This is a genomic window from Yersinia sp. 2545 StPb PI, from assembly GCF_052217125.1.
Classification (GTDB): domain Bacteria; phylum Pseudomonadota; class Gammaproteobacteria; order Enterobacterales; family Enterobacteriaceae; genus Yersinia; species Yersinia enterocolitica_E.
Map to the genome: position 1 here is coordinate 2,943,538 of NZ_JAZGPY010000001.1, position 18,539 is coordinate 2,962,076.

Below are 18,539 nucleotides of genomic sequence, written 5' to 3' on the forward strand. Positions count from 1 at the left end.
TGCGATAGTTAATGTATTATCATTAATTGCATTAGGTTACCATCCGCAAACCATTATCAGATAGGACCTATCTCCCTGATATTCATACTAGAATAACCCACACAATAGATTATAGAAGTTTCCTACACCCTACTCTGAAAAGTCGTATATATTTACATTTGGAATTATAAATTAACTATTTCTTCTCTGTTTTTCTGAATAATCTATTTTAAATTTAATAAAAAAATTCCTAATTCTTTTATAATCAATTCACTAGGCAGAATAAGGTTGCGGTGATGACTTGACTTCAGCGGGCTATACATGAGTAAGAATCTTTTCTTGATAATCTATAATTAGAGATTAGAATCACCGAAATAGTACTTTGGGCATCGGCAGCGTGGTTCTTGTTTATCTCGTCTTGGGTAATCATTTGGAGTCGATCGGTGCGAGTGAGGAGCAGTGAATTAACTCTGCGAATCCCAAGATATAACGATTTACGGAGAGAACATGACAAAATCAGTGATGATAGTTGATGACCACCCGGCTATTCGTGTCGCCATTCGTGCATTACTATCACAAAGTAACGAATTTTCAACCATTTACGAATCGGTTGATGGCAGTGAAGCCTTAGAGATTTTAAAAAACAACCCTGTTGATCTGGTTATTATCGATATTGAGTTACCTAACTTCGATGGTTTCTCATTGTTGAAAAAACTACAGCAACGTGGATTTACAGGCAAATCATTATTCTTGTCCGCCAAGAATGAGCAAGTTTTTGCGGTACGGGCATTACAGGCCGGTGCCAACGGTTTCATCAGTAAAAATAAAGATATTAGCGAAATTCTTTTTGCTGCACAGAACGTATTACGTGGGTATTCTTTCTTCCCCTCTGAAACGTTGACCCAATTAGCCGGGCAACCTTCCAGCCATGATCCTGTCAATCGGGCGCGGTTGTTGTCAGAACGAGAAATTAATGTTTTACGTTATCTGGTGAATGGTTTGTCAAATAAACAGATTGCCGACGAAATGTTTATCAGTAACAAAACTGTCAGTACCTATAAAACCCGCATCTTGACCAAATTAGGGCTAAGTTCCGTAATTGAACTGGCAGATTATGCGCATACCCATAATTTGGTATAATTCAGGCGGCTCAGGTTTACCACGGGCAATCTTATCTTTACCGAGTAGGTTATCTTTGCGAATTCTTCTTTACTGTTTGCTGTTGCTTAGCGGGCAGCTTAATGCCGCAATGATGACCGGTCGTCAGGGGTGCGATACTGGGCAGCCATTGACGATACACAGTATCGCTAATAGCTACAGTGAAGACCTATTACTGACACCTTCCACGGACACTCGCCAATCAAGCCGGCGCACGGTGAAAGTGGGGGTGGTCATGGATGCCAATACTCCTTTTGTCGTTAACCGTGATGATAATGCCATTGAAGGTATTGTTGCGGATTACCTGAAAATAATCAGTGATGCCAGCCAATTATCTTTCCAGATGATCGGTTATTGCGATTACGGGTTAGTTTTGAATGCATTGGAAAATGGCCAGATTGACTTAATGGCCGGGACACCTATGCCCCCTCAGCCGGGGCTGATAGCTTCCCATGCCTTCTTTACCAACCGGCATGTCGAAGTTCGCAGCAAAAATTGGGACCCGACCAAACGTACCCACCCAGAAACGGTGGCTATCGTTAATAACGAGCCACTCTCCCCTGAGTTTTTATTTAATTATCATGCCGATAAAATTGTTGCCTACCCCAACCAATTGCAGGGGTTGTTGGCTGTCGCCTATGGTAATGCCGATGTCTTTGTCGCGAATGCCACAACAGCTAACTATCTGATTGATCAGTTACAATTGCTGACGTTGCAAATTCGTAACTTTGCGCCTTATCACCCTGCCCCTTACACATTCCTGGCGAGGGAAAGTAATCAAAAGCTGATTGACTACATTAATCAGATTTTAGAATTATTACCGACCCGCGCGACCGGTGATATTCAGCAACGCTGGTTTGGTAGCAAACATCATTACAATATTGATGCCAAGTTACTGTTGACCGAACAAGAGGTGAGCTGGATTCAGCACCATCCGGTGGTGACTTATGTCGCCCCACTTGATCTGGCACCACTGATATTCCGCGATCGTCAAACCGGACAAATGGCCGGTTTCTCAGTCGATCTTATCGATATTATCGCGCGCCGAACCGGGATTAAATTTGAACCGGTTTATACCAAAGATACCGGTGAAGGGGTGCGTGATTTTATCGCCGGTAAAACCGATTTACTGCCGATTGTAGCCGTTCGCAACGGTATGTATGGTAACAACCTTTACTCCTCACCAGTAGCTCAATCCTTATGGGGAATATTGACGCGCGAAGATCGCCTGGATATCAACAATGTGGCAGATCTAGCAGGAAAGCGCGTGGGGATACAAGCGGGTAGTGCTTCTGGCGGGATTATTGGTAACCCCCTGTTAGCTCAAAAGATTACCTTTGTCCAAGCCCCGGATACCATGACACTGGTGCGTTGGTTGCAGCAAGGTAAAGTGGATGCTGTCGTTAAGAATATGATGACCGCCAACTACCTGTCAGCTCAGAATTTTAGCCCGAATATAAAAACGGTCGCGGTTGCAGGTGAAGAACCGCTGATGATGGCATTTGCCATCCGCCCAGACCTGCCCGAATTAAAAGCCATTATTGATAAAGTAATTGAATCTATTCCACCAGAAGAGTTAGACAACTTAATTAGTGAATGGAGTACCTTCAAGCCTAAGCCAATAAGTTTTGATGAAGACTCATCAGATAATGAATGGCTGATGATGGCGTTGAAAATAAGTTCAGGGCTATTGTTGGTCTTCGGTCTATACCTGTGCTATCTGGTGTTCAATAAGCGCCGCCAGGCCAAGTTGCTACATGCCCGTTTGCTACAGCAAGAATCGATTATCAATGCATTGCCCTTTGCGGTCTTTATTCGTACAACCAATGCCGAGTTAGCCGTTTATAACAGCCACTTTGCTGCGGCTCACCAAGATAAGCTTCACGATTTGCTCAATCAGGATATTGAACAAGCCAACTGGCCGATGACCAGTCCGCTTGATCGCGAGATAGATAAATACTGTCGTTATGTATTACAGGACAGAAAACCACAAATGGTGGATTTATCTCTTGAAATCAATGGTGAGCTACGGGATATCTTCCTATGGATTATTCCACTGGACAATGCCGAACGCAGTTTACTGGGCGGCTGGCTGGACATTAGCCAACGTAAAACCGTTGAGCGTGAGTTAGAAGCGGCCCGTGTCGAAGCCGAAAGCGCCAACCGGACCAAGAGTACGTTCCTTGCCACAATCAGTCATGAACTGCGAACGCCAATGTACGCCATTATGGGCTTATTGGAGCTGGAGATCCGCAGCTCCCAGCCGGTTGATAAAGATACACTGATTACCGTGTCCAAATCAGCTCAATCGTTGATGTTACTGCTTGATGACATCATCGACTCTGCCAAAATTGAAGCCGGCCAACTGAGTGTTCACCCTGCGGTGGTAGATTTCCGCCAGGAAATGGAACGGATGCTGACTATCTATCAACCCATCGCCGATGAGCGTGGGCTTCAATTCTCGGGTTGGCTGGATGACCAAATCCCTCACCTGCTGATGGCAGATATGCTCAGAGTGCGACAAGTGATGGGTAATCTGTTAGGTAACGCGTTGAAATTTACCGAACAAGGTAGTGTTTCGGTGGATGTGACTTGGGAGCCGACGGATGATAAGCATGGCGTAATGAATATCGATATTACCGATACCGGTATTGGTATTTCTCCAGCGGCACAGGCCACGCTGTTCCAACCCTTTAGCCAGGCGAATGAAGGTAAATCACCCCGTTTTGGCGGCTCAGGGCTAGGGCTTTGGATCTGCCATCAATTGATTCATAAAATGGGCGGGCAAATCAGCTTAGAAAGCCAGCTCGGCAAAGGCACCAGTTTGTTTATTACTTTACCACTGGAGATTGCCACTGCTGAGGATTTACCGCCAGATGCGACTATTCTGCATGCCGATGAAAAGCAGTTGGACCAGTTGAAAAATCTACGTGTTCTGGTGGTGGATGACCTTCCGGCCAACCGCCAGTTACTTCAGCAGCAATTGGCCTTTATCGGCATCGAACAGGTGATGAGCGCAGAAAATGGCGCAGAAGCCTGGAAAATATTGCAACATTACAGTTTTGATATCGTCATCACCGATTACAACATGCCGCTGATGAATGGCTATGAACTTGCCGCCCATATCCGCAATAGTCCGGCAATGAAGGAGATGATAATCATTGGCTGTACCGCAGATGCGCGGGAAGAGAGCGTAACTCGCTGTTCTGATGCTGGTATGAATGATTGCATGGTTAAACCGGTGACTATTGACACCTTACGCACTGTTTTGCTCCATCAACAGATTGTCGGTAACGATGTCGAGGCGAATTATCATCACACTACCGGCGACGATGGTCCCAATGCGATGGAGATGAGCCATCAGGAAAATAGGAACTCAGCCGCGGACAACAGTGAGACCCCAAAAACGCAACAGCCCCCTATTGTCGCAGCACAAGATAAATTGAAATCGCTCTCGGGTGGCAGAGCTGAGGTAGAGTTGCAGTTATTACAATCGTTGCTGGAAAGCAATGTGCAGGATACTGCCGCGCTAACGAAACTGTTTGACCATCTGATAACGGATGATAGCAGTACGAATGCTAGCGATATTTATAACGAAATGGCAACGTTGGTGCACCGGATCAAAGGCGCGGTACAACTGATTGATGCGCAAGATCTGGTAGATTGTTGTATCAGATTCGAATCCCTGTTACTCGCTCATGATAGGCCAGCAGTCATTTCACTTGGAGCAGACTATCTGAAACAGTTAACGGAGACTAATCAGTTATTAGTTAAGCTGGTTGCCTCATACGCCGAAATAGATAGCGATACCCCCGATTAAATAAATATTTAAAGAGTGCTTTCATCTAAAGCCCGCCAGTACATACTTGGTGGGCTTTTTTATTTATCAAGTAATCATTCCTGCGTGATAGCAAAAACACAATTTCATATTTAATTAAAACAAACAACATAAGATATTGAAATTAAAATAATTTATAGTTTTTACTTTTTTTAATCGACTAAGTTCCTACACCTTTTGTGGGAAATTTCACATATAAAACAAGGACGCCTCTCATTTTATCTGTCTCTATTTCCCCCTACACTAGCCTCGGCCCGGATACCAAATAGCACAGCTCAATCGCGGCTGACTTTATTCAACTTAATGATCGCTCATTGTGATGAATGCTAGAGGTCTCCGTACAACGAAATATAAATTATAAAATTAAGTAGGAATTAAATGGGAAAGACTCTAATGACGTTGGTGCTACTTACCCTGCCGGGTATGGCGTTAGCTGCAACCTCAAATAACACTATCAAGTTTCAGGGAGAGGTAGCCGAACAGACTTGCATGGTGGATATCAATGGCACAGCTAACACCCCGGTAGTTTTGTTACCAACAGTTTCAACCAGCAACCTGAATCAAGTTAATTCAGTTGCAGGTAAAACCAATTTTACGATTAACCTAACCGGCTGCAATATCGCCATTCAAGACACCAAGATCAGTTCGGTTTTTCAGGGGATGAACGTCACTTCGGCGGGTAATTTGGGCAATGTGGGTACAGCTCAAAATGTTGCTATTCAGTTACTTGATACCAATGGTGCCCCAATTCGCATGTCTGGTGGCAGTGTTGAAGTACCGGGGATCACCTTGGTCGCCGGTGCAACCTCAGCATCACAGGATCTGGCGGCTCAATATATTACGGAAGAAGGTCGTGCGACCGCCGGGAGCGTTATTGCTTCCGCACAATACGCGATCACCTATCCCTGACTATTCATGAGATCCAAGCCATATCATGAATACGTTGCCAATCGGTAACGAAGCCGAAACAAACCAGAAGTATCAAGGATAAGTAATTGCTATGACACTGATTGCCCACAGAATGATCGCCTGCTCGTTGCTGCTGCTCAGCGGCGTACCCTTATGGACGCAAGCCAGTGTTGTCATGACCGGTACTCGTATTATTTATCCCGAAGGTACGCGGGAAAAAGTAATACAGCTCAGTAACAAAGATGACCATCCGAATTTAGTCCAATTATGGATGGACGACGGTAATAACCAGTCTTCGCCATCAAAAAGTGATGTCCCTTTCACACTGACACCACAGATATTCCGTATGGAAGCCCAAAGTGGGCAAGTGGTACGGTTGTCATATATTGAGCGCCATTTACCCAAAGATCGTGAATCAGTTTTCTATCTTAACTTCTTGCAGATCCCCGCGTTAAAAGCAGATAAGCAGACCGAAAACAAACTGGTTTTGATCGTTAATAACCGAATGAAAGTTTTTTACCGCCCTGCGGCATTAAAAGAAAATGTCGATACATTAGGTGAAAAGATACGCGTTACTCTGGATGGCACTAGCGGTGATAAAATCAAGATAAGCAACCCGACGGGTTATTATATCAGCCTGCGTGATGCCAAATTGGTCAGTGATGGGAAAACGATTTCGTTCGCCACCAGTGAGATGTTCTCGCCCAATTCGACCACTGATTTAGCCTTACCCGCTGGGGTTAAGGCCAAAAAGGGCGAAGTGCTGACGCTGAACGTGGTTAATGATTATGGCACCAACATTTCCACGAATTATCATTTGTAGTCCAGCCGTGATGATAATCCAGACGGTGCCCAGTTATAGAGATAACCAGTGAGGTTTGCTCCCTGGTTATCCTATTTGCTAACGCACGGTTTACTGGCGAGCCATTTCGTGTCAGCAGCAGAGCAGAGTAATCAAGACGAATATGTATTTGAGGATGCGTTAGTCCGCGGCTCAGCGCTCGGCTTAGGCTCCATCTCCCGCTTTAATAAAAAAGACTCCTATCAAGAAGGCAAATATCAGGTTGATCTCTATATGAACAACAATTTTGTTGATCGTATAGAAATGATATTTATTGCAAAAAATGATACGGTTATTCCCTGTTTGTCAGTCGCACTACTGCAACAAGCCGGCGTCACTGAGGAGGCGCTGAAGAACAGCGACCCAAAAGATGACTGTCTGGATTTTAAAACCACCTTGCCGGCCAGTGACTATCGCTTTGATTACGCCAAGTTGCGCTTCGACTTGTCGGTACCACAGCTGTTCGTTAAAAAAGTGCCGCGTGGCTATGTTGACCCCCATAATTTAACCTCGGGGGATACCATTGGTTTCAGCAATTACAACTTGAACCAATATCACGTGGGCTATAACAAAGATGGAATTAAGCGTTCAACCAACTCAACTTATCTCAGCCTAACTAATGGTATCAATGCTGGCATGTGGCGCTTGCGTCAACAGGGTTCATTGCGCTATGACCCTACCCGAGGAGCCGACTGGACCTCTAACCGGCTATACAGCCAACGCGCGCTGCCCGCCATAGGCAGTGAAGTGACCTTGGGCCAAACGTTCAGCGCTGGTCAGTTTTTCTCCAGCTTGGGTTTTAACGGCATCGCATTGGCCACTGATGACCGCATGTTGCCTGAATCGCAACGCGGCTATGCCCCTATTGTGCGAGGGATTGCCAGAACCAATGCCAAAGTCACGGTTTATCAAAACAATCGGTCTATTTACCAAACCACTGTGTCACCAGGACCGTTTGAATTTAATGATTTATCAGCCACCAATTTCGGCGGTGACCTGACGGTAGAAATTCAGGAAGCGGATGGCAGCGTAAGCACCTTTCAGGTGCCATTCTCTTCCGTGCCGGAGTCGTTGCGCCCCGGTTATTCCCGCTATAGCTTCGCCGCTGGGCAAGTGCGGGATCTGAGCAGTAATGAAGTGTTCAGTGAACTGACTTATCAACGAGGGGTCAGTAACGCCATTACCGCCAATACCGGGCTACGCGTGGCATCAGGTTATCAGGCCATCATGCTGGGGGGAGTCTTTACCCACTATATTGGTGCCTTAGGGCTGGATGCTACCTATTCGAATGCCAGGCTAGCGGATGACAACAGTGATGGTGATGAACGGCAGCAGGGCTGGATGGCGCGAGCCTCCTTCAGCCGCACGTTCGAAGCTACCAATACCACATTATCCGTGGCGGGTTACCGCTATTCTACCGAGGGTTATCGCGATTTAAGTGATGTTTTGGGGGTACGTGCAGCCCGTAATGGCAAAGTCTGGAATTCAGATACTTACCGGCAACGCAGCCGGGCAGAAATATCGATGAATCAGAGTTTTAACAGCTACGGTTCTCTGTATTTGACCGCGTCTTCACAGGATTATCGCAATGACCGCAAGCGGGATACACAGTTGCAATTAGGCTATGCCAATACTCTGTGGCGCGATACCAGTTTCAATATTGCGGTCTCACGACAAAAAACCGGGGGCGGCAGCAACGAAACCTCCTTTGTCGACCCCGGTAGCGGCATGCCAGCGGCTAATGGTGCAAATATTCTTGGCATCAGCGAGACTGTGGTGCAAATGTCGGTCTCATTCACATTAGGTGGTAGTGCGCATGCGCCGTATATCTCCGCCGGTGCTGTCAACAGTAAGCTCAGTGGCGCCAGCTATCAGACCTCATTATCCGGTGTGATGGGCGAGGACCAATCCTCCAGTTACAGTATGGATTTTGCCCGCAGTGAACAAACGAAAGAAAACACCTTTAGTGGCAGTTTACAAAAACGGCTTCCTGTCACTAGTCTGAGCGGCAGTGCGTCCAGCAGCCCTGGTTATTGGCAAGGTTCAGCCAGCGCCCGTGGGGCAGTGGCCTTCCATAGTGGCGGTGTCACACTGGGACCTTATCTGAGTGATACTTTTGCCCTGATCGAGGCCAAAGGCGCCAGTGGTGCCAAAGTGATGTATGGCCAAGGTTCAAGTATTGACAGATTTGGCTATGCACTGGTGCCAACACTCACCCCGTATCGCTACAACACCATTACGCTCAATCCTGATGGCATGGATTTCAATACAGAGCTTCAGGATGGTGAGCGGCAAGTTGCCCCCTTTGCCGGCTCAGCAGTGAAAGTCACTTTCCGCACTCTCAGCGGTTACCCGGTACTCATTACCGTCCGGCTGGCTGATGGTAGTCAGTTACCTATGGGCACCGTGGTATACAGCACGACTGCCGACAGCGACAACAGTGCTCAGCAGCAAAAGAACGAGGTTGGTATGGTTGGTCAGGCCAGCCAGGCTTATGTTCGGGCTGAAGGAACCCGAGGCACACTCATTTTAGTATGGGGCGATGCTACCGATGAACGCTGCCAGTTAAATTACGACTTAGGCACGCCCAATAACGATAAACAGTTATATAAACTCGATGCCTTGTGTGTCGTTACCCAGCATTGAATCAGAGAAACAGTATGAATCCTATAACGACTCACTACGCCAGGTTATACCGATACAAGCCCCTATTCTCACACTATATGGGGTTATTCTTTTCACTCGCATTACTGAGCACCAGCTTACCCAGTTATGCACAATGTGTTTGGAAAGGCGCCAATATCGGTGGTGATAACTACGGTGCGTCCTTGCAATTAGGTAATATCAATATAACCAGTAATTACATTCAGCCTGTCGATTCAATCCTGGCCTCCAGCATTATCAGCTTGGTACCCGCCCGTTTCTGGTCAGACCCAGAAGCGGTTATCTATGAATGTGATGTGGCCGATAAAGACAGTTTATTTGAAGTTTTTGCGACTAATGGCGACAGTAATGTCGGCGGCTACAGCAATATGGGTGATAACTATTTTCAGACTTTCTTCCCCTATACCGCATTGAAACTGACTCATGTTGATACTGGCGTCGAATTCACCCGCATCTGGCAGCAGGTCCCGTTGAGAAAGTACGACGTAGTCGGGAATAAAATTCAAATTAAGGGTAAACATTTCAGCCAAATTCGTGCTGAGCTAAAAAAAGTAGGTTCTGTAGACCGCACGCTCGGCCCTTCCAGTTGGGGATGTTCTGGTCCTGCGGCTGATAACTATTCGGGTAGCTATTCCTGCAATCAACCCAACGGTTACGTGGTATTCAAAGGGCCTGGCATGCCAGTACCGGAAACCGGCTATGACTCAGCAACCAATTACCAAACATGGGGAAGTGGCCGCTATATGGCATTTGGTATGAATACCTCTCCGGTCTCTGTCCTGACACGCAAAAATACCTGCGTAGTACGTAACGTCACACCTTATGTGGTTTTCCCTATTATCACCGTGAACGAACTTAATGATAATCAATCACGCAGCGCGGATATCACTGTCGATATCGAATGCCAGTCGGGTACGGAATCTGGCATTAATAGTGGGCAAACTGCGCTGGGCATCCAAACTTCATTACCCGGTTATCTGAAAGCACAAGGACTCGGGTTAGTAAACGCAGCCGGCGGCGTGAGTTATCTTTTATCAGACCACTATGGTACTGACAAAAATATAGCCACCGGCGTGGGAATCAGCCTGAGTGACAGCAGCGGTGCGGCAATGAATTTTGTTGGTTGGGGAGGATGTGTCAGTAATTGCAATGCCAATACCAACGCGGGTTGGTACCCGGTACTCACGGGTGCCAGCGCTAATGGCAGCAATGGTGCTGGTTATGATAACTATTCACATCACTTTGTCGCCACCTTGAAAAAATTACCTAACGGCACGCCTACTGCTGGCAAAGTCGATGCGACCGCTTACGTTTTGGTGAAGATACAATGAGACTCCTCTGCCTATTTTTACTGATGTTGAGCATCAGCCAACACACCATGGCCGGTTTAGTGGCAGGTTCAACCCGCATGATTTATCAGCCTGAATCGCGTGAGCGCACCCTGATGTTGGCTAATACCAATGATTATCCGGTCGTGGTGCAGACCTGGATTGATGATGGCGATGTGGACAGCACTCCCGATCAGAGCAAAGCGCCTTTCATTGTCTTGCCTGCTGTTTTTAAAATGCAGGCAGGAGCGGCTCAAGGGCTGCGCATTATCAATAAAGGTGACAATCTGCCGACAGATCGAGAGTCTGTTTATTGGCTCAATCTGTATGAAATTCCGCCTAAATCCCGGCGCAACATCGATGCTCAAGCCCAGGTTGCTATGGCGATGAATACCCAAATGAAAATATTCTACCGGCCTGATGGGCTAACGCCGAAACCGGCTGAGGCAATGAAAAAAGTCAGTTTTACCCTTAAGAAGAAAAACAAAGAATACATTCTCACTGCCCATAACCCCACACCATACCATGTATCTTTTGGTCAGGTTCAGCTAGAAAACCAACAACAACGCTTTCTGATAGCACAAGAGATGGACATGATGGTCACACCCTTTGCTGAACGCCAATATCATTTTGAACAGCAGCCTACCTCACTCAATGGTGAAGTAACCTTGAACTATGTTTATTTTGATGATGCTGGTAATCAGCTAAAAAACAGCCAGTTAATAAAAGTGACGTTGTAACGAATTGCTATTTTCACGGGTAATCGCAGAGGAATTGCAGCGCTCATGTAATTCCTCTGACAATGCTGGCTACCCGCCGCGAAATTATTACCCTATTGAATTTAGGGGATATTTTACACATGTCCCACTTATGTTGCTTATGTCACTAAAACACACTGCTAAAAGTGTCTTTCCTACTGATTAGCGGGGTTAAATACATAACCTCGGCGTGTAATGTGCGCTTTTCGGTCACTACCGAGCCAATCACCTTCCCCAATACAAACTCGCCTCTCCGCCTTATTAAAAATAACCTCATTTGGCGGGATAACTCACGGGAAAATAAACAAGTTTGCTGAAAAACAAGCCAATAAGCTCATTCTCTCAGCAAACGCACATTTTTAGTGTTTTTCTACTTTGACAAACGTCACCACCCTCGCTATTATTCGCCTCGTTCACACGATTCCTCTGTAGTTCAGTCGGTAGAACGGCGGACTGTTAATCCGTATGTCACTGGTTCGAGTCCAGTCAGAGGAGCCAAATTTGTGTTTTCATGCATCTTCACGAATCTTTATAAGATTTAGATTCAACGAGTTAGTGTGAAAAGTCTTCCCGATGCATTTTCATTTCCCCCTCCGCATCGGGCAAGATTGGTGGTCTGATTTGGGGTCATTTCAGTTCGATTATGGAGTGACCACACTATGTCTCTGAACGACACTAAAATCCGCAGTCTCAAGCCTTCTGAAAAACCTTTCAAAGTTTCCGATTCACACGGTTTGTACCTTTTGGTCAATCCAAGTGGTTCACGTTTCTGGTATCTTAAATATCAAACCGAATCAGGACCATTGACCACGGATTCCATGCCATGGCCTGTAGTGCCCTGATAGAATCTGGTCTGTGGTCATAGAATGCAGTTGAACGCCAGATGAGTCATCAGGAACGCAACAGCCTGACCGATAACTCTTTGATAACAGCAGACCCTGTAGTTCCAGTCCCCCTGAATTATTTAGCGAATTTCTCAGCTTCTTCGTGAGTAGTGATGAAGCTTTCGCCAAAACCAATCGCAATAAAAACGCCCACGATATAGCCTGCTAGCTTACTGTTTAGAATTTTCTTGAGCATCAATCCCCCAATTCAGAGAAGTCATTATCCTATACCCTTTTAAAATATTGGAGAAGACCCACAATAGTGCAGCCCTATAATTTGAATTATCTTGCAAAAATACACGTACTTTCAGCGATAATGAGTAAATGACATGGTCAAAAGGAAAATTGCCCCATGAATACCGGATTTATCCTGCTCTGCATTTACGGAATTGGGGCTATTGCCTCTACCCTCATCATCTTTCCACTAACACGTGATCAGAGCTTAGCAGTAAGGTGCTTATCATCATCTCTTATCGGATTAACGTGGCCCTTGAGCCTGCCAGTTGCCTTACTGCTTTCGATATTCTGATTAATAATACAGATGGATAAATAATCAGGCCGAATCACTAAGTGCCTGATCCAATGCCGAGAATATATTTAATTTACCCCTCGTTCAGTTGATAGAGCATACCACTAGTTTGATTTCGGCCATTTTTCTTTGCCTGATACAATTGCAGGTCAGTTTGACGCAGAAGTGCCGTTGACATACCGACGCTTTGATTTTCTTTGCAGCAAACCCCAAGGCTAATGCTGACAAAGGGGTAAACTGTGGAACCAGAATGTGGAATTTTTTGTTCAAGAATTTGCAGCCTGATAGTTTCTGCCATATCCATTGCTCCGGCTAACTCGGTGTCGGGGAGCAGACAAACAAATTCTTCACCACCATAGCGGGCCACCAAATCCGCAGGGCGTCGGAGAGTTTCTCGGATAACTTTTGCAATACTCCGTAAACAATCGTCCCCTGCCTGATGCCCATATAAATCATTATATTTTTTGAAAAAATCAACATCAATCATGATCATGCTAAGTGGAGTCTGGTTACGATTTGAGAGTTTCCACTCCAATTCTAACTGTTTATCAAAGTAACGCCGGTTATGTACTTCGGTTAATCCATCTAAATAAACTAGTTGGCGTAATAAGTCGGATTGAGCTTTAAGCAATAAGTGTGTTTTCACTCTAGCCCGAACGGTGTTCCTATTAATAGGTTTACTGATAAAATCTACGGCACCTTCGCTAAAGCAGCGAGTTTCGGTCTCTTCATCAATATGCGCAGTGACAAAGATAACAGGAATATCCTGAGTGTCTGGCGATGCCTTGAGTCTGGCACAAACCTCAAAACCATTCATACCGGGCATTTCAATATCCAGTAGAATCAAGTCTGGATGTTGACTAATACAGACGTCGAGTGCCTGTTTACCACTGGTGGCCATACACACATGATAATCGGAAGAGAATGCTTGATAGAGCATCTGAATATTTATCGGATGATCATCAACAATAAGGATCTTGGGCTTCCCCGTGCCGGGTAGATCTAAGGTCAAATCTTGCGAAAAAGAATGGATTATAGTCATATCTTCTTATCTCTCTGAGTAGGAAGATTAACCATCAAGGCTTGGCATAACTTGATAGCGTTGGCAAAATCTAGTTGGTTTACTGCATCATTAAGAGGAGATAATTGTCCATTAAGTTGCTTAGCAAAAGTCATCATCAATTTATTCATCAGCTCTAACGCAGCCATATCTGAGTTTTGTAATAACAGCATCAAACGATTCAGTTCCAACTCGATAGGTTTTATATCAACTGCCTCTGCCACAACATTACTAGTGTTATCTTTCGATAGCATTGGGATTAGTATCATTATCCCAGATTGTATAACGGATACTTTATTTCGCATCTCACTCAGTAATTGATTAATCGTATCTGCCGTAGGTATAGCGCCCTGGCTAAATAACTTCTCCCCCTGCCCCGCACTCAAAGAAAGGCCAGTGGCCCCCAGCTGTGCGGCAAGTCCTTTGATGGTATGTAGCAGACGAGATGCCGACAGATGGTCACCTTCAGTCAATAATGTCTCCAACTGGGTAGGGAAATTAGCCAAATCCTCACTAAGCAGCGATAACATTTTTTGGTACAGCGTAATATCGCCACCTAATCGATTAAGGGCGGTATCAACGTCAATTCCTGCCGTTGCCGCGACATTTTTTAATTCAGCAGATAACAAAACAGGAGTTATATGGCTAATCGTAGCGACAACATCAGTTTGCCCACTGTATTTCCGTATGATGTGTATTAGATTATTCAAGTCAAAGGGTTTACCAATATGGTCATTCATTCCAGCAGCAAGGCAGGCATCACGATCAGAGGCCATCGCATTAGCTGTCATGGCTATAATCGGTAAGTTTTTTAACCCAAGACTTTTTCGAATATATTTCGTCGCATTGTAGCCATCCATGACCGGCATTTGTAAATCCATCAATATCAGATCAAATGAAGACGGATGATGTTCTAATATCTCAATTGCCTCTTTGCCATGATTGGCAATACTGACCTCTGCTCCCTCATCCTCAAGTAACTCACGTGCTATTTGCTGGTTATTCAAGTTATCTTCAACAATTAATAGCCTTATACCAGACAGTCGGTGTAAAGATTCGGTTATTGCCGGTTTCGCAACATCAGGTTGTTTGCGTTCGCTTAATGCATCAATCACTGAATCCAACAACATTGATGCTGTGATCGGCTTAACCAAATAACCATCCAGTAATGCCTGCTCTTCTTCGCTGCGCTGTAATAACATTTCGCGATCATGGGCGGTTATCATGACAATCATAGGGCCGTTATCTACTGGCATCAGTTCACGCACACATTTACTGGTCTGCCAACCATCTAACCCCGGCATTTGCCAGTCAATAAAGAGCGCCCCGTAGGTAATACCACTATCATGCTGCTGTCTCATCAATTGCAATGCATCATTGCCACTGGTTGCGACATCAACGGTCCATTTTAGTGATTCCCCCATCTGTTTGATCAGGTCACAGGCTGTCGGATTATCATCAACAACCAAGACTCGTAAATTATTCAATGCCTGTGCTCTGTTTACCAAAGTGTTTGGTGTTTCATTATTAATAACCAGATTGGTATAAGAAGGTAGCGACAGCGTTATGGTGAAATGAAATAGGCTCCCTTTACCCGGTTCACTTTCTAAGGTGAGCGTCCCGCCCATCAGTGCAACAAAGCGCTGACTTATCACTAGCCCTAAGCCCGTGCCACCAAACCGGCGCGTTGTCGAGGCTTCTGCTTGTGTAAAACCACTAAAAATACTTTCTTGATTCTCTGGTGCAATGCCAATTCCGGTATCGCGCACCCCAAAATGCAACGTAACGTGATGGCTATCCTGTGTGATAACTTTGATGAAAAGCACCACCTCACCAAGTTCGGTGAACTTCAGCGCATTGCCCCCCAGATTGGTTAATATTTGCTGGAGTCGCATGCTATCGCCTTCAACAAACTGGGGTAGTGAAGGGTCAATATCAAATAAGACCTCAACCTTTTTAACCTTCAGATTGCTCGATAAGATAACCGCCAAATCACGCAACATCACATGAATATCAAACGGGATACATTCCAGTTCCATTTTACCGGATTCGATTTTGGAGAAGTCCAGGATATCGTTCAGCAAGCGCAGCAAGGTGCGCGTGGCGGCTTCACTTTTAACCGCATAATCAGCTTGTTTCCTATCAAGACCCGTCCTACGTAGCAATGTCAGCATGCCAAGGATGGCATTCATCGGGGTCCGTAGCTCATGACTCATATTGGCCAAAAATGCAGATTTGGCCTTATTGGCTTCTTCAGCAGCTTCTCTTGCTGTTTTCAGGATATTCTCGGCCTCGCGTTGTTGAGTAATATCCCGATTAATCCCCATCATCAACATTGCTTTGCCACTTTCATCCCGTTCAACCGTTCCAGTTGATTGAATAAAGTGAACTTCATTTCTCACCACAATACGGAAAACCTGACGATAGACACTTTCATTTTCTAACGCTGCTTTTATTGCACTTTTAACGTCGGGAATATCCTCTGGATACAAAAGGCTATACCAATACGCCAACGGGATATCGGCATTGTGTAACTCCTCAGGGATCCCATAGATATTATTCATCCGCTCATCGAAAGAAAGCGTACCTTCTGGAATGTTCCAGGTCCAAATACCTAACTCAGCAACATCCGCCGCTCTGACTAATTGATTTCGAGCAATAATCAGATTGGCTTGCTGATTTTTATTGGTTGTAATATCAACTTGAATGGAAATATATCGCTCAATCTGGCCAGTACTATTGTTAAACGGAGCAATCGTGGTATCGACCCAATATAAAGAGCCATCTTTAGCTTTATTACAGATTTCTCCACGCCACGAGATCCCATTAGCAATGTTATGCCACATCGATTGCCAAAAATCAGTCGAATGTGTATGAGAATCAACTAAGCGGTAAGTCTGCCCTATAAGTTCTTCGCGACTGTAACCACTGATAGTACAAAATGCGTCATTAACATCGGTGATTATCCCATCCCGGTCTGCAGTAGAGATAATACCGTGTAAATTAAGGGTGCTGAGTAAGGCATTATTTTCACGTAAGGCCGCTTCAAGACGTTGATAAGTCGCTTTACGTTCACTGATATCCGACTCAATCGCCATAAAGCCGATAAGTTCACTCTTATCGTTATAACGCGGTTGAATCTCCAGCTCAATCCAATATTCTTGCCCCGATTTAGCGCGATTGACTATTTCACCTTTAAATGGCTCTCCGGCATCTAACGCAATTTTCATCTCACTTGCTACGCCTTGGTCTGTATTACTGCATTGCAGTAATTTCCCCGGCGACTTGCCGAAAGCCTCGGCTTGACTGTATCCGGTAATACGTTCAAAGCCCTCGTTAACCCAGACGATATTACGTTTTACATCGGTAATAACGACGGCGTTAGAGGTGTTCTTGGCCACTAAAGCCAGACGTTCAAGATCTGCGGTCATATTCCGCGCCAGCATCTCTGCCCGATTACGTCCACTGATTTGCTGGCGAATAAGTAAAGCCAATGCCGAACTTAGCAAAAGACCAAAAGCAAACACCAACCAAGGTGCATAACGTTCGGTTAGCGCTTCAAACACTGGTGTGCTGCTGATTCGCAGTGTCATTTTTCGACCAGGTAGTGGCAAGACGCTGGTATTGTGAAATATTCTGGCAGCTATGGCTTCATCATCATGCTCTTCGTCCGGTATGAAATTGGCGTATTTACTGCCATCTGCATCGAAGATCATCGTTCTATTAGATAAATCATTGAGACTATCAAACAATTCAACATCCACTCGCCCATTCATAAACTCGGGAATATCACGTAATAGATCAGCAATCACAATGGGTGAATAGAGTAGACCGACCAATGACGCCTGCCGTTCAGCAAGTGTCGTAGGATAGGTACCCGACTTATAAACCGGGACAAAAAGCAATGTACCGGGAGTTTTAACATTAGACTGAACCAGATGAATAGTGCCAGAAAGAGTGGGTTTTCCGCTGTTTATTGCCAACAATGCGGCTTCTCGTCTGACCGACTCAGAGCCAATATCAAGCCCCTCTGCGCCTTGGTTTTTTTCTGCTGGTGCAATGTATTTAATAATATACAAATCATCATGCTGTTTATCCTGAAGTTGCCGCAAAGAAAACGTCGGCGCACCGTCAGCTCGTGTATCAGTAATAAATGCATTTAACTGGCTGCGCGACACCCGTTGAATAAAACCAAATCCCCTCACGCCAGGGAACTCCACCGGCAAATTACGCGAAGCGACATAAGCATTAAATTGCTCGCGGGTTAAATGACTGTTGGTAGCATAAACACCTCTTATCCCATTCAACCCATATATTGGCTGAGAGAAACGTCGCTCAACTTCTCCAGAAACCCTATCAACATTACGTTGAAAATCGATTTTTGCATTGGCTTCAATTTCGTTATAAAGCCACCATGCTCCCGCACCTGAAATAACCAGTCCAATAATGAAAATAACCAGTGGCAGTAAAATATTTTGTTGTAACTTAAATGAAAGCCAAGATGAGGACAATTGCTGCGTATGGGCATTGAATGGAGAAGGATTCATATAATATCTATACCCTTATAATCACTATTGGCTAAAGCATAGGA

The 18,539-nt window shown here is 45.2% G+C and carries 10 protein-coding genes, 1 tRNA gene and 1 pseudogene; 10 read left to right on the forward strand and 2 right to left on the reverse strand.

The genetic code is table 11. From position 1 onward, the window contains the following. Positions 1–486 precede the first annotated feature (486 nt). The 10 genes and pseudogenes from V1955_RS13800 to V1955_RS13845 all read left to right on the forward strand — a co-directional run bounded on the left by V1955_RS13800 (position 487) and on the right by V1955_RS13845 (position 12,888). Positions 487–1,119: a response regulator gene (locus V1955_RS13800; protein WP_004705218.1), complete on the forward strand. Its 633-nt coding sequence runs from the start codon at positions 487–489 to the stop codon at positions 1,117–1,119. Between the two features lie 79 nt (positions 1,120–1,198). Next, positions 1,199–4,957, forward strand: coding sequence for an ATP-binding protein (locus V1955_RS13805; protein ID WP_193784825.1), 3,759 nt, complete (start codon positions 1,199–1,201; stop codon positions 4,955–4,957). Between the two features lie 396 nt (positions 4,958–5,353). Further along, positions 5,354–5,884 (forward strand): fimbrial protein, encoded by a 531-nt coding sequence (locus V1955_RS13810; protein WP_083159224.1) that lies wholly within the window; start codon positions 5,354–5,356, stop codon positions 5,882–5,884. A gap of 91 nt (positions 5,885–5,975) precedes the next feature. After that, entirely contained in the window at positions 5,976–6,707 is a 732-nt protein-coding gene (locus V1955_RS13815; RefSeq protein WP_083159225.1) for a fimbrial biogenesis chaperone, read from the forward strand. A 48-nt stretch (positions 6,708–6,755) separates the two neighbouring features. Then, positions 6,756–9,371 (forward strand): fimbria/pilus outer membrane usher protein, encoded by a 2,616-nt coding sequence (locus V1955_RS13820; RefSeq protein WP_442821050.1) that lies wholly within the window; start codon positions 6,756–6,758, stop codon positions 9,369–9,371. Between the two features lie 14 nt (positions 9,372–9,385). Then, entirely contained in the window at positions 9,386–10,720 is a 1,335-nt protein-coding gene (locus tag V1955_RS13825) for a fimbrial protein (protein WP_442821051.1), read from the forward strand. Continuing rightward, on the forward strand, positions 10,717–11,457 hold the full coding sequence (locus V1955_RS13830; protein ID WP_083159227.1) for a fimbrial biogenesis chaperone: 741 nt from the start codon (positions 10,717–10,719) through the stop codon (positions 11,455–11,457). The genes V1955_RS13825 and V1955_RS13830 overlap by 4 nt, the downstream gene beginning before the upstream one ends. Positions 11,458–11,897: 440 nt before the next feature. Beyond that, positions 11,898–11,973: transfer RNA gene (locus tag V1955_RS13835), tRNA-Asn, on the forward strand. A 161-nt stretch (positions 11,974–12,134) separates the two neighbouring features. Continuing rightward, positions 12,135–12,263: pseudogene (locus tag V1955_RS13840) on the forward strand (Arm DNA-binding domain-containing protein); the annotation flags it as partial. Positions 12,264–12,711: 448 nt separating this feature from the next. Further along, complete coding sequence (locus V1955_RS13845) at positions 12,712–12,888, forward strand: GhoT/OrtT family toxin (protein WP_083159229.1); 177 nt, start codon at positions 12,712–12,714, stop codon at positions 12,886–12,888. Positions 12,889–12,961: 73 nt separating this feature from the next. Here the strand turns inward: V1955_RS13845 and V1955_RS13850 are convergent, their stop codons facing one another. Together V1955_RS13850 and V1955_RS13855 are read right to left on the reverse strand one after the other, a co-directional pair. Further along, positions 12,962–13,930 carry a diguanylate cyclase gene (locus tag V1955_RS13850; protein ID WP_083159230.1) on the reverse strand — a complete coding sequence of 323 codons (969 nt, stop codon included), beginning with the start codon at positions 13,928–13,930 and terminating at the stop codon, positions 12,962–12,964. Beyond that, a complete protein-coding gene (locus V1955_RS13855; protein ID WP_442821052.1) occupies positions 13,927–18,495 on the reverse strand; it encodes a CHASE domain-containing protein in 4,569 nt (1,522 codons plus the stop codon). The genes V1955_RS13850 and V1955_RS13855 overlap by 4 nt, the downstream gene beginning before the upstream one ends. Positions 18,496–18,539: the final 44 nt, after the last annotated feature.